The following is a 12837-nucleotide window of genomic DNA, read 5'->3' on the forward strand; positions in this document are numbered from 1 at the left end:
CCCACGAGACTCGTCGTTTCATCGAGTGTTGCACTCAGACAGGACCATCACATGAACACCCTGGACGCTCTGGACTCCGCCTCGTTGCGGACCGATCTTCCGGATTTCCGACCGGGCGACACCGTCAAGGTGCACGTCAAGGTCATCGAGGGCGCTCGCTCCCGTATCCAGATCTTCGCCGGTCACGTCATCCGTCGTCAGGGCGGTGGCATCCGCGAGACCTTCACCGTCCGCAAGGTCAGCTTCGGCGTCGGAGTCGAGCGCACCTTCCCGGTGCATTCCCCGAACCTGGACCGGATCGAACTGGTCACCCGCGGCGACGTCCGTCGCGCCAAGCTGTACTACCTGCGCGAGCTGCGCGGCAAGGCCGCCAAGATCAAGGAGAAGCGCGACCGCTGATCGCAGTCGCTCCACCCGTTTTTCACCACAGGCCGCTTTCACCCATCGGGTGGAGGCGGCCTCGTGTTGGGCCGACCACGGCTCGCCGTTGGTCCATACCGACCCTTTATCCCGGAAGCCGTAGCCTGACCATGATGAACGAGCATGATGCCGGGCCGGTGGATCGCGCAGGATCGATCGACAGCGCAGGGTCGAAGGACAGCACCGAGGCGGCCGGCGATGGGGCAGGAGTTCCCGACGCTTCGGCACCGGCGAAGGCTTCGGGTCCGTGGCAGGACTGGGTGGTCACCTCCGACGCCAAGGCGCAGGGCGATCTTGCCGGCCGTCCCCTTCGCACCGGCGCCGCTGACGAGGCCGCCACCGACGTCGAGGACCCGGATCACGCCAAGGCCGTCAGCCGCTGGCGCAAGCAGTCCACCAAGCGCAACAAGAAGTCGAAACGCCCCTTCTGGGTCGAGCTCCCGATCCTGATCCTGGTGGCGTTCGTCCTCACCTTCCTGATCCAGACCTTCATCGCGAAGGTCTACTACGTGCCGTCGGGCTCCATGGAGAAGACGCTGCATGGAGTCTCGTCCGGTGGTGACCGGATCCTGGCCAGCAAGATCGTCTACGACTTCCGCGACCCGGAACCCGGCGACGTGGTGGTCTTCAAGGGGCCGGACACCTGGGCACGGGAAGCGGACATCCCCGGGCCGACCACCTGGTTCGGCAAGGCCATGGCGTCGGTCGGCTCCGTCATCGGCATCGCCCCGCCCAACGAGAAGGACTTCGTGAAGCGGGTGATCGCGGTGGGCGGCCAGACGGTCGCTTGCTGCGACGCCAAGGGCAACGTCACCGTCGACGGCAGATCCTTGAACGAGCCGTACATCTACGAACCCTGGCCCTTCGAGGCAGGCGTGGCCGACTGCACGACCGGGGGTGACGACACCCGGTACGGGTCCCAGCGATGCTTTGCGCCCTACAAGATTCCGGACGGTTACCTCTGGGTGATGGGTGACCATCGCCGCGATTCCTCGGACTCGTCCTATAACTGCCTCGGCTTGAAGCCAGCCGCTTCCTATCCAAGCTGTGACCGCCCGATCCCCGCTGATGACGTCATCGGCAAGGCGATCTTCATCGTCATGCCGCCGTCGCGGTGGCAGACCATCGGCAATCCTGACATCGACCCGTCGGCCACGGCACTGGGATCCGGTCCGACGGCGGCGCTGCCGGTCGCCGGGGGGCTCGTCCTCACCCTTGGCCTGCGCGGTTCCCTGGCGATGGTGCCGAGTAGACGCAGAGCCCGCAGAGCCCGAAAAGTGGCTCGCAAGTTGCGACCATGACCGGATCCCGTCCCCACCTGCGGCTGGAGAAGGAACTACTGCGCGGCGGGGTGCAACGGCTGGCCGCGATGGACGAGGTAGGGCGCGGTGCGCTGGCCGGTCCGGTGAGCGTCGGCGTGGTCGTGGTGACCGCCCGGATCGGACGGGTCCCGTTGGGGCTCAGGGATTCCAAACTCCTGACGCCCCAGGCCCGCGAGGTGCTGCTGCCGGTGGTGCGACGCTGGGCCGGCGAGTTCGCCGTCGGTCATGCGAGCCCCGACGAGATCGACGCGGTGGGGATCATTGGCGCGCTGCGGCTGGCCGGGCGGCGGGCGCTGGCCCAGCTCCGCGAGCCGGTCGACGCAGTGCTGCTGGATGGCAACCACGACTACCTCTCCGATCCCGAACCAGCCCTCTTCGCGGAATCGGACCTGCTGACCACCGACGAGCCTGAGGTTCCTCTCCCGGTCATCCCGGCGCCGGCCCAGCTGCCGCCGGTGATCGGACCGGTGTTCACCCGCATCAAGGCCGATCTGACGTGCGCCGGGGTGGCCGGGGCCAGCGTGCTGGCCAAGACGGAGCGGGACGGTCTGCTGCGCCGGCTCGCGCTGGAGCACCCCGAATACCTCTTCGAGGTCAACAAGGGTTACGGCACCGCCGAGCACATCGCCGCTCTCCGGCGGTACGGTCCGAGCCAGGTGCATCGGAGGAGCTGGCGATTGCCGCTCGGCGAGCTCGGTCGGCCCGGCGAGGAGAGTCCGGGCGTCGAGCAGGCCTACGAATCTGGGATGATGGGCCGGCAGGAATTATCAGCGGGAGGAGCCAGCACGTGAGTGCAGAGGATCTGGAGCAGTACGAAACAGAGATGGAGCTCCAGCTCTACCGGGAATACCGCGACATCGTCGGGCAGTTCGCGTATGTGGTGGAAACCGAGCGCCGGTTCTATCTCTGCAACGCCGTCGATGTGCAGGTGCGCAATTCCGACGGCGACATGTATTTCGAGGTGCGGATGTCCGATGCCTGGGTGTGGGACATGTACCGGCCGGCGCGCTTCGTGAAGAACGTCCGGGTGGTGACGTTCAAGGACGTCAACGTCGAGGAGCTCGACAAGCCGGACCTGCGCCTTCCGGAGGGCGAGACCTTCGGCTGAGTTGTCCCCATGCCTGAAGCTGTCCACAATCTGCGATCCGAGGTTGTCCCGCGGTTCGTGACCGGGGAACGCTGACCCCGTCGGGCCCGTGCAGGGCCCGCGGGGGAGCGGGGTACCGGGCGAATGGCAACACTGGCGGGCAATGAACTCGGCCGTCGCGGTGAGGATCTGGCTGCAGCGCACCTGGAGGACCTGGGTCTGGTCATCCTCAGCCGCAACTGGCGGTGCAAGGAGGGCGAGCTCGACATCGTCGCCACCGACGGGCTCCGTCATCTGGTGATCTGCGAGGTGAAGACCCGCAGCGGCGACGGGTTCGGCACGCCGGCGGAGGCGGTCACCCGCGGCAAGCGACGCAAATTGCGGCGGCTGGCCATGGTGTTCCAGATCGAGTGGGGCGTGTACTGGACGCAGGTCAGGTTCGACGTCATCGGGGTGATGGCCCGTCCCGGTCAGGCGATGGAGCTCTCGCACATCGTGGCCGCGTTCTGACCGGTTCGTTCCGTTCGGTCGGTTTGTGGGGATCGATCTGTTAGTCGAGCGCTGCGACGGGTAAGACCGGACATGGAACCAATCACGATCGGCACCAGAATTCACGAGTTCACCCAGCGCCAGCACGATCACGTCGCCCTCACCGCGGCCCAGTTGGCGGACCTGCTGGTCGAATTGAACGATCTGGCTTCCGATGTGCGTGACCTACCGGCCGGCGACCTGCAGGCCAGCACCGCGAAGGTCGACGAACTGCGCCGTCAGTACACCGACTGGTTCAACGCAGCCGCCAAGCACGAGAACAGCCCGACCGAGCACGAGACCCTGCCGGCCCTCGAGGACGAGTACTGCGAGATCCGCGAGGAGTGGCTCGAGGCCGAACCGGCCGACCGCGGTGCTCTGGAGGCGAAGATCATCGACGTCCTCGGACGCGTGGAGGGCAAGACCGACGAGCAGCCGTCCAGCGATCAGCTCGCCGCCCGGATCCGTTCGTTCCTGATTGACGAGGCCGGGCTCTCGGATTTCTGATTCTTCTGTGGTTTCGTAGGCGACTCAGTCGCGACGGAGCCCGGCGTCCCTGCGTTGCTGGCTGTTCTCGATCGCGTTGTTGACCTCGTCCAGCAGGTTCCGCACGCTGTCCAGGTCCGGTGCGCCCGAGGGTCGCGTCTCGCCGCCGTCGAGGTCCCTGAGCAGCTCGGCCTGCCAGGACGTCAGAGAATCGATGTCCCTCTCGAACCGTTCGGCCGGTTCCGTGGAGGTATCACGGCCGGCGATCACGCCAAGGCCAATACGGATGGAGTCGTAGTCCGGACGTTCTGACATCTGTGCCTCTTCCTCGAGCCCTGGGTCTCGGACAGTATCAGCGGCCTTCGGAAGCCGACCGTCTGATGGGGGTCAGCGCCGAACGGACCATGCTCGCCGGTCGTCTTGTCGTGCACATCTTGCTGCTGCGTCCGCAGGGACTGAGTGGACCAGGTCAGCGCGGCACGGGTGTTCTCCGGCGTCTGCACCTGGACGCCCAGTCGGGCCAGGTCGGCGAGGAGGTCGGTCAGAACCTCCTGCACCTGCGCGCTGGCGTCGGCCTTGGAGTCACTATCCGATTCCAGGATTTCCGAGCAATCAGACATATCAGGGATGCCGGGTATTTCCGCGTGGTGCTGACATCAGCAGTTCTTCGGTGGAGTCGTAGGTCTCGGACCACAGCAGTGGCTCGAGCCGGTCGCACTCCGTGATCTGTGCACGGGCCCTGGACCATCGGGTGCGTCTTGTCCACCGGCTGAACAGCACGGCGGCGACCAGCAGCAGCAGCAGCGCCAGTGCGATGTCCGCCAGCGGGCCGGCGAGGGGAGCGTTCGACACCGCGGCCGGCCGCACGGCAGGCGCACCGCCGACCGTCCAGGAATAGCGTGTGGTGACATCGAGCAGGCCAGGTCGCTGGACGGTGACGCGGACAGCGATCCGTCCGGGCCTGGAAAGCGTGGCGACCACGGACCAGTGACCCTGCTCGAGTGGGGAGGCCGTGACCGGCGCCCCGAGTGTCGTTTCGTCAGAACCGATCTCGACCAGAACGGCGCGGATGGGCGCCAATGCCGGCCGCCTCACGTCGAAGACGTCGACCAGCACCACGTTGGACCCGGGTACGTTCGGCCGCACTGCGAGCGTTTCCTGGAGATCGGCGACCCCCAGATCGATCAACGGCACGGTCGGGGCCACCGGCGACGCGATGAACTGCGGCTCCATCGCAGGCTGGCTGCCGGTGAGGACCGCGGCGAGCAGCAGGACGACCACCGCGCCGATGGCCTCGGCCCTGACCAGCGCTGCTCGGGGGCCGTTGCCCCACGAGCCTGCTCGACGCACGGCGAGGTGGTTCCGGAGGGCGAGAACGGCGATCAGCCCCACCACCATCACCTTGATCATCAAGGTGCGCCCGTAGAAGGTCGACAGAGCGGCGTCGACGGATCCGACCACGCCGCTGGATAGGTAGATGCCGCTGACCACCATCGTCGTGAAGCAGGCGGCTGCTGGCAAAGCGAAGTGGCGCAGGAAGTTCCGGGCCTCCGGCCGTCTGTCGGTCCGCATCATCGGTACCACCAGGATCATCACCACCAGCAGTGCCCCTGACCACGTTGCTGCCGTCAGCAGGTGGAGGGCGTCGGCGCCGACCCGGGTGATGGCGGCGCCGGTTCCGCCCGACGAATGGCCCATCAGGGCGGTACCGAAGGCGGCCAAGGCGCTACCCACGACGATGCACGCCGTCCGGACGACAGACGGCCGCGAACGCGTGGCCGCCACGGCCAGGACAAGAAAGCCCCCTTCCCGCAGGATTTCTCGGAATCCGATGCTGCCGGACAGCAACTGCTGGAGCGGCGCCCCGCTGACGAGCAGCTGATCCACCAGGAGAACAAGGCCGGCAGCGATGCCGGCGAGGCCGCCCACCACGGCGATGCGGCGGCAGGTGCGGATACCGCCGGTTGACACACCCGTCGCGCCGGCGAGCCGGAAGAGGCGAACGGCCAGCAGTCCGCCGAGCGCTGCCGCCAACGACAGGAAGATCGCCGCTCGGAGCAACACCTCCTCCCAGCGTGGAAACGGCTCGGTGAAGGCGGAACCGGTGACGGCCCGCCCGACGCCGAACACCAGCACACCGCTGGTGCGGTGGAGGTCATCGCTGGAGAGCGTCGCCCAGCTGACGCGATATACGTTCGGCGCGAGAGTCGGTAGCGCGGCAACGATCTCCGACGGTGCCTCGGTGTCGGCAGCCTTTTCGTCTCCACCCAGCAGCCGAACGCCCAAGGGCCGGAGGTGTCTGCCGCTGCCGTCGACGATGTCGATCGTCAGCGCGTCGAGCACCACGGACTCGCTGAAATCCATCCGCAATTGCTTCGGCGCGGTCGACAGGGTGGTGCCATCGGCAGGGTTGCTGTCGATCAGGAACGCATGGGCGGCAGCACCCGGGGCGGGCAGGAGACACCACATGCCCAGGACCAGAAGGGCAAGGGTGAGTGCCCGCCGCCCATCGCGAGATCGCTGTCCGGCACGAGATCGCTGTCCGGCACGAGATCGTAGTCCGGCACGAGATCGCAGCGTCGGCAACACATTCCCGGACTTCACAGCACGGGAACGTGTGGCAGCTGGATGCCGCCCTCCGCAATCGTGGCCAGTTCACCGGGCCTGAGAGCAGCCCGGGTGTTCTGGTACACCAGGTAGTAGGTCTGCCCGGTGCGGAGCAGGTGGCCCTGCTTCATCAGGGAGACCCTGGTGGTCTTCTCGGGGCGTGCCTCGCTGACCAACGCCGGCGGGTGCGCGACGTCGGACTGGAACCGACCGGCCTTCTCGCTGTCCAGGACCACGTAGGTCACGGTGACCAGACCTCCGTCGCCGACGACCGCCACCCGGGAGAACCTGACCCCGAGCTGATCCTCCATCGCAGCGCTCTGCGGGAAGCCTGTGGCCCGGTCCGTCGGAACGAAGAACGTTCGGTAGCCGGCGAACCCGATCAGTATCACCACCAGTGCCAGCGCACCGAAGGCCGGGATCCGGTGGAACGGTCGCCGGACGGCAGAGGCCAGTTCTCGTAACAGCGATGACCCTCGTAACATGACAACTCCTACGGCAAGGTGAATCGGGTGGACAGGAAGCTGTCGAAGTAGGCCGTGCCCAGCGTGGTTCCGGCATTCGTCGTGGTGAAACCGGCGGTGATGCCGAGCAGAGCGGTCTCCATTCGCATCGCGCTGGTATTACCTGTTGTCATGGTCCGGATCGTCCCGTTGAACCTCAGCAGCAACGTTCCGGCGGTGACGCCGGTGGCCGGTCCGGCCGCCCAGTCGACCTGCACGGTGGTGCTACCGGTCGGCAGGTTGACCCAGAGGCCGGTGAGATTGCCGCCGGCAGATCTGACCATCACCGTGCGCAGGGCCGGTGTGCCCGCGTTCAGCCCGAACTCCACCGTGAAGACCGATCCGTTGGTGGCGGTCAGACCCTGGAAGACGGTCAGGGTCCTGGGATTGCCGCTTTGAACGCCTGCAACAAGAGTGTTGCGGTTGAACACGAATCGGGCGTGATAGCTGGTCTCGGCCGTGGGTGAGTTGTCGGTCAGATAGCTGGGCTGGTTGAGCAGCTTGCCGGCCATGGTGACCTGCAGGCCGCGCAGACTTCCCGGTTCGGCCGGCGTCGGCATGGCAGCCGCCGTAGCCGGGCCGATGTTTCCGGTGACCAGACTCCAGGCTGTGTCGGTCGTCTCGAAGTTGTTCGCGAAGATCACGTTCGGTTTCGAGACGGTGACCGCGGTGTTGACCGCCTTGCCCCAGTTCTGCGCGGTGTCCTGCACCCGCAGGTTGAACTGCTGGGTGCCCAGCGCGATGCCGGCCAGCGAGATGGTCGCGACCGCATTACCGCCGACGACGGCCACCGGTACCTGCGTACCCTTGCCGACGCCGGGATCCGTTGTCCCCAGCCAGAATTCAGCCGTGTTCAGTCCGACCGCCTCGGTGACCGGCGCGCTCAACGTCAGGTTGGCCGCACCATTCGTCGGATTGGGTGAGCCGGTCAGCGTGCCCAGAACGGGCGCCGTCCGGTCGACGACGAGGTTGACGCCGAACATCGCACCCCAGTTCCCGGCCGCGTCCTCACCGCGGACGTAGACGTGGTGCATGCCCTCGGAGAGCGATTTGATCTGCGAGATCGGCAGCAGCCCGTACACCTGCTCCGTGGGCGAATTGATCGACCCGTCGACCGCTATCAACTGCAGCCCGGTACCGCCCACCGGGACGGCGACCTTCGGATCGAGGAACGCTTCGACGTCCACGAGGTTGCTGGCGAGCGCTCCGCCGGAGTCACGATCGGAGATCTGCGCCGAGAGGTACAGGTAGCCGGGGTTGCTCTTGTTCGTGACGATCCCGTTGGTGGGGCTCGGTGCCACGCTGGCCGCATCGACGCCGGGCCCGGTGAGGTCGACGAACAGCGGGAGGTCCAGCGGAGGACCCCAGAGGCCCAGCGAGTCCTTGCTGTGCACGAGGACGTGGTGGGTGCCGGCGGTCAGGGCGGCGACCGTGGCCGCGGGGATGGCCGCGTCCAGGGAGACCACCGTGCTGTCGCGGTTGGTCGCGACCGGAAGTCCGGTGCCATCGGCGCCCACCGTGTCGATGAAGTACTCGGCGGCCTTGATGGTCCCGCCGGCCGCGGAATCGTCGCCGGTCGCGGAGATCGCGACATCCACCGTTCCGTTGGCCGGCGAGTTGGTCAGCGATCCGTTGGTCGTCTGCGGCCCGGACTTCGGCAGGTTCAGGATCGCCGATCCGACGACACCCCAGTTCCCGGCCGAGTCGAGGGCACGGACGAAGACCATGTGCCGGCCTGCTGACAGGCAGTTCAGGGCCACCGGCGGCGCACCGGTGAGCGGTACGCAGGGACCGGCGGCGATCGCGGGAATGGACCCGGTCGCGCCGACAACAGTGGTGGTGCCGAAGGTTCCGGTCATCGGTACGCCGTACCCGGCGCCGGTGGTGATCGCGTCGTCGACGACGAACTCGGCCTGCGTCACCAGGCCGGAACCGGTCGTTGCATCGCTCAGATCGGCCGTCACCGTGACGTTCGACAATGCGTTGGAAGGGTTGGGAGACAACGTGATGTGGCCGGACACCGGCCCTACCCCGTCCGAACTGGGCGGTGGCGCGGCTGTGTCGAGGAACGTCAGCATGCCGCCGAATGCGAACTGCATGGGGTCGTTGGTGTGCTGCCCGTCGTTGTCCAGGTGCATGGCCGGCTCGTAGACGGCGAGCTTGGCCTCGGGTCCGGTCGGCATGGTCACCAGGGTGTCGAGGGTCATGCCCGGATCGACGCTCTCGGCGGCTACGGTGGTCTGGAACTTCGACTGGTGCCCGTCCTGCGCGATCTCGACCTGATCACCGCCAAGGACGCTCATGGCGTGGGTCTGGGACCCGACGTTGACGTAGCGCAGGAGCACGACATGCCCCTGGTCCGTGCTGATCGGATCCGATGCCGGATAGGGCTTCCCGTTGAACATCCGGTACTTCGGCGCGAAATTCCGCATGTCGAAACCGGTCGGGTTGGCGTTGAGGGCTGGGTCGATCTCGCTCAGGACGAGGACAGCGTCATCCTGGTAGGCCGTGGCCGGAAAGCCGGACGTGGTGCCGTAGGCCGAACCGTCGGCGGGCAGGACGATCAGCGCGCCGGCCAGTCCCATGGCGACCTGGCGGGCACCGTGCGCGGTATGGCCCGCCTCGTAGAGGAAGCTTCCGGGCCGGCCTGCGACGAACGAGTAGGTACTGGTGCCGCCGGTGGCGACCCCCGACAAGTCGTCACCGGCGGACCCGTTCACCGCCACCGCCGCCTGGCCGGGCAGCGCGAGCGAAACCTGCTCGCCGGCCAGCGCGTTGTGGAGGGTGATCGACACGGTGTCGCCCTGGTTGACGACGAGGACCGGTCCGGGCGCGGTGGCCGAGGCGGCTGCACCCGTGGTCGAGAATCCCCAGATGGGCACGGAAGTGCCCAGTATCGAGGTGGTTCCGCCCATGGCGAAGAGATCGCAGGTGGCCGAGCCGGTGCCCTCGGTGCATCCCCTCGGGGTCAGGCGACCGACCGGAGCCGCTGCCTGCAGGAGGGGCGGTGTGACCGAGAGCAGCTGCGCAGCGGCGGAAGCGGACGCCGCCCTGGGTGCCGGCGCGGCCTGCGCCGGAGCCAGGGTCGGCAGGATGGTCGTGGCCACCGCGGTGGCGGCCACGGTGAGGAGACGGAGCGCGGTGCGCTTTCGCGACCAGGTCGCCGTCCCGGTGCTCTTCATCGGCTCGTGTGTCATCGGACCGGCCTTCATGAGGTGGGGCAGCCGGCGGGCGGATCGATGCGGAAGACCGTCATCATTCCTCCGAAGGTTGCTCCGTAGTTGGTTGCCTGCTCCAGGGCATGGCTGTGGGCGATGTGGTAGTACTCGCCGCATTCGTTGTTCGACGTGATCGTCGTCGGAACGGCATTCTTCGTGCCGAGGTAGGGGCTCTCGCTGAACCAGGTGTCCGAGCCGACCAGCAACTGGTCGGTGATGGCCGGCACCTGCGTCGGGACCGGATTGGTCAGCGCGCTCCACCCCTCCACGTCGCGCCAGTCCATCAGCACGTCCACGGTCTGGCCGGGGCCGACGTCGATGTCGTACTTCTGGTACGACAGGTCCTCGCCGGCCGGCCCCTGCAACGCGTGCCCGTCCCGGTCGATCACCCGTTCGTCACTGCCATGGGGATGGAACGGGTAGTTCACGGTGCCGGCGTTCAGATAGCGGATGGTGGCGGGGAGGGGATTGGCGATCGCGTCGTAGGGCTTGATGTGGACGAATGCCGAATACGGCTGGGCCGGCAGCCAGGATGCGCCGTTCGGCGCGAGAGTGTCCGGCATGCTGCGTCCGTTGATCATGAAATACCGTGCGGTGTAGGCGCTCCAGGTGATCGGCTGGCTGCGTTCCACCGCCAGATGCACGTCGGGGTCGACCTCGGACAGCAGGAAGACGTAGTCCTGGCCGACGGTGAAGGCGGAATCGGCGCGGTCGTTGACCTGCGTCGGATGGCCGGCAGGACGGACGATCAACGCTCCGTACAACCCCATCTGCACCTGCTTGTCGACGTCGGTGCCGCTCTCGTAGAGGTATGTTCCCGGGCTGCCCGGGGTGAACGTGTAGGTCACGGAGCCATTGACCGGGGCTGCACTCTGCACCAACGACGTCAGGGACCCGCCCGGATCGAACTGCGGTTGAGCCGGATTGCCGTTGGCCTTCACCGCCTTCTGGCCGGGGAAGATGATCGAGGTGGCCTCCGGGAGGCTGTTGTGCAGGACCACGGTGACCGGTTGACCCGAGGTCACGCACAGGGTCGGCCCGGGCAGTTGGAATCCTCTGCTGCTGTTGCCGTAGCTCCACATGTAGATGGAGTTGCCGTCCGGGGTGGAGGCGTAGCCGTCCTGCGCGGTGAGCGAGAAGGTCTGCTGCGGATCGGTGTCGCAGACCGTCCCGGCGGTCCCGGCCGCGGAGGCGGCGGGCGCGACGATCAGCATGGTGCCGAGGACGAGAGTCACGGTTCCGGTGACGGCGCGAATGCGCCGGTGTCTGATGATGCTGGCGAAGTTCATCTCTGGTGTCCCTCTGCCGGTCAGGTGTTCTCGACGGTCTGGGCCGGATAGGCAGTGGCCGATCCGGCGGCGTGTACACGGATCTCGGTCATCATGCCGCCGTATCCGAGACCACCGCCGTTCTCGAGGTAGGAGTACTTGCGGTCGTAGAGCAGGTAGGTCCCCGGGGCGTCGGGGGCCGTGAAGATGACGTCCCGGCTCTCGCCGGGGCCGACGTCGACCGTATTGGTGGTGATGTAGTTGGTCGTGCCGTCGCGGCCCCTGAGGAGGCTCGCGTCCTTGGCGACGATCTGCAGATCGATGTTGTCGACGGTCATCGAGTGGTTCTGATAACCCAGATTGGACAGTCGCAGCAGCACCTTCTCCTTGGTGTTGCAGGTGATCAGCGACGAGATCGGTTGGTACTGCAGACGTCCGGCGGCACTCGATGTCGGGTCGCCATTGGGGGCGAGGGTATCGGGATACGCCCGGCCGTTCAGCAACCAGAAGCTCGGATCGAAATCGGTCCAGTCGTTCACCTGGATGTGGGCGTCCCGGTAGTGGGCGGCCGACCAGAGCTCGGTGATCATGTAGGCGAACTCGCGGTCGTACCGCGTCGATCCGTCGCCGTCGTTGTAGGCATACTTCGTCCCGATCGGGTTGCCGGCAATGGCGATCCGGTTCTGCTTCGGTCGGACGAAGACCATTCCGGTCATGCCCATCTGCACGTGCTCGACGTCCTCGAAATGGCAGTGGTACATGTAGGTTCCGGCATCGTGCGGGCGGTAGAAGTAGGTGAGATCCCGTCCGACGGGAACCGCCAGGGACAGCTCGGGCACACCGTCGAACAGCGGGATCGCGTTGACGAACCCGTGCCAGTGCAGCGTGTGGCCGTCGAAGAGGTCCGGCCGTTGCTGCAGACCGAGGTTGGTGAGGGTGATGTAGATGTCGTCCTCTTCGTCGAAGGACATCATCGGCGCGCTGATCTGCGCCTTGCCGCGTTGCGCGGCGACCCCCGCCGACGTCATTCCGGTGACGTTGCGGAATCCGAACACGTAGGTGTTGAAACCGCTCGGGGCCAGGGCATCCGGGAAGAACGGGGGGTCAGGCGGCGCATCGGCCGGCATGGCCACCCAGCCGTCGGTGCCGACCAGGTGGACCCGCTTGACCGGGTGGACGACCGCCGCGGCCTGGAGTGGGGCCGCCGCCGGGCGTGGCCCTGCTGCAGCTGCGGCCGCTGCGCTGCCGGTGAGGAGGTCGGAGCCGACCATCGAGCCGGCCAGGGCGACACTCCCGCCGACCAGGAACGTGCGCCGGGAAATCCTCTGTTGCGGAACGATTTCGGTCACTGTGCGCTCCCCAGGGCGGTGGATGTCAGAGCAGTGGATGTCAGAGCGG

General features: G+C 66.9%; 12 protein-coding genes. 6 read left to right on the forward strand and 6 right to left on the reverse strand.

From position 1 onward, the window contains the following. Nucleotides 1-51 precede the first annotated feature (51 nt). The 6 genes from rplS (at nucleotide 52) to ABIB25_RS10135 (ending at nucleotide 3864) form a co-directional block, all read left to right on the forward strand. Nucleotides 52-399, forward strand: coding sequence for a 50S ribosomal protein L19 (gene rplS, locus ABIB25_RS10110; protein ID WP_354528316.1), 348 nt, complete (start codon nucleotides 52-54; stop codon nucleotides 397-399). Nucleotides 400-533: 134 nt separating this feature from the next. Next, nucleotides 534-1721, forward strand: coding sequence for a signal peptidase I (gene lepB / locus ABIB25_RS10115; protein WP_354528317.1), 1188 nt, complete (start codon nucleotides 534-536; stop codon nucleotides 1719-1721). After that, nucleotides 1718-2533: a ribonuclease HII gene (gene rnhB / locus ABIB25_RS10120; RefSeq protein ID WP_354528318.1), complete on the forward strand. Its 816-nt coding sequence runs from the start codon at nucleotides 1718-1720 to the stop codon at nucleotides 2531-2533. The genes lepB and rnhB overlap by 4 nt, the downstream gene beginning before the upstream one ends. Beyond that, nucleotides 2530-2850: a DUF2469 domain-containing protein gene (locus ABIB25_RS10125; RefSeq protein ID WP_090477952.1), complete on the forward strand. Its 321-nt coding sequence runs from the start codon at nucleotides 2530-2532 to the stop codon at nucleotides 2848-2850. The genes rnhB and ABIB25_RS10125 overlap by 4 nt, the downstream gene beginning before the upstream one ends. A gap of 123 nt (nucleotides 2851-2973) precedes the next feature. Beyond that, nucleotides 2974-3339 (forward strand): YraN family protein, encoded by a 366-nt coding sequence (locus tag ABIB25_RS10130; protein WP_354528319.1) that lies wholly within the window; start codon nucleotides 2974-2976, stop codon nucleotides 3337-3339. A gap of 72 nt (nucleotides 3340-3411) precedes the next feature. Beyond that, nucleotides 3412-3864, forward strand: a complete 453-nt coding sequence (locus ABIB25_RS10135) for a hypothetical protein (RefSeq protein WP_354528320.1) — start codon at nucleotides 3412-3414, stop codon at nucleotides 3862-3864. Between the two features lie 24 nt (nucleotides 3865-3888). On the opposite strand, the gene ABIB25_RS10140 is transcribed toward ABIB25_RS10135, so the two are convergent. The 6 genes from ABIB25_RS10140 to ABIB25_RS10165 form a co-directional block, all read right to left on the reverse strand. Continuing rightward, on the reverse strand, nucleotides 3889-4158 hold the full coding sequence (locus ABIB25_RS10140) for a hypothetical protein (RefSeq protein ID WP_354528321.1): 270 nt from the start codon (nucleotides 4156-4158) through the stop codon (nucleotides 3889-3891). Between the two features lie 306 nt (nucleotides 4159-4464). Then, the gene (locus tag ABIB25_RS10145) at nucleotides 4465-6312 is read right to left on the reverse strand and encodes a copper resistance CopC/CopD family protein (RefSeq protein WP_354528322.1); all 1848 of its coding nucleotides are present in this window, start codon (nucleotides 6310-6312) and stop codon (nucleotides 4465-4467) included. 131 nt (nucleotides 6313-6443) lie between these two features. Then, nucleotides 6444-6935: a hypothetical protein gene (locus ABIB25_RS10150; RefSeq protein WP_354528323.1), complete on the reverse strand. Its 492-nt coding sequence runs from the start codon at nucleotides 6933-6935 to the stop codon at nucleotides 6444-6446. A gap of 8 nt (nucleotides 6936-6943) precedes the next feature. Beyond that, nucleotides 6944-10135: a multicopper oxidase domain-containing protein gene (locus ABIB25_RS10155; RefSeq protein ID WP_354528324.1), complete on the reverse strand. Its 3192-nt coding sequence runs from the start codon at nucleotides 10133-10135 to the stop codon at nucleotides 6944-6946. 26 nt (nucleotides 10136-10161) lie between these two features. Continuing rightward, nucleotides 10162-11460, reverse strand: coding sequence for a multicopper oxidase domain-containing protein (locus tag ABIB25_RS10160; RefSeq protein WP_354528325.1), 1299 nt, complete (start codon nucleotides 11458-11460; stop codon nucleotides 10162-10164). 20 nt (nucleotides 11461-11480) lie between these two features. Further along, nucleotides 11481-12788 carry a multicopper oxidase domain-containing protein gene (locus ABIB25_RS10165; RefSeq protein WP_354528326.1) on the reverse strand — a complete coding sequence of 436 codons (1308 nt, stop codon included), beginning with the start codon at nucleotides 12786-12788 and terminating at the stop codon, nucleotides 11481-11483. Nucleotides 12789-12837 lie beyond the last annotated feature (49 nt).

It is taken from the genome of Nakamurella sp. UYEF19, from assembly GCF_040546275.1.
Classification (GTDB): Bacteria; Actinomycetota; Actinomycetes; order Mycobacteriales; family Nakamurellaceae; genus Nakamurella.